At 47.5% G+C, this 463-nt stretch carries 1 protein-coding gene; it reads left to right on the top strand.

Annotated features, from left to right (window positions below; translation table 11 throughout):
• Positions 1-463 (top strand): Rib/alpha-like domain-containing protein (locus CBG10_RS09535; protein WP_143452877.1); only part of this gene is annotated, 463 nt, incomplete at both ends.

Consider the following 463-nt stretch of genomic DNA (forward strand, 5'->3'; position numbering starts at 1 on the left):
CTCCAGATGTACGTACTGCAGGAGACAAGCCAGCAACTGTTGTTGTAAGCTACCCAGATGGCTCAAAGGACGAAGTACCAGTAACCATCCACGTAACCAACCCAGCAACTGATGCGGACAAGTACACACCAGAAGGTCAAGATGTAAATACCAAGACTGGCGTTGTACCAAATCCAGCAGAAGGCATCAAGAACAAGAGTGACTTACCAGATGGCACTAAGTACACATGGAAGGACACTCCAGATGTAACTACTGCAGGAGACAAGCCAGCAACTGTTGTTGTAAGCTACCCAGATGGCTCAAAGGACGAAGTACCAGTAACCATCCACGTAACCAACCCAGCAACTGATGCGGACAAGTACACACCAGAAGGTCAAGATGTAAATACCAAGACTGGCGTTGTACCAAATCCAGCAGAAGGCATCAAGAACAAGAGTGACTTACCAGATGGCACTAAGTACAC

Origin of the sequence: Limosilactobacillus reuteri, from assembly GCF_002254085.1 — a bacterium.
Classification (GTDB): Bacteria; Bacillota; Bacilli; order Lactobacillales; family Lactobacillaceae; genus Limosilactobacillus; species Limosilactobacillus reuteri_K.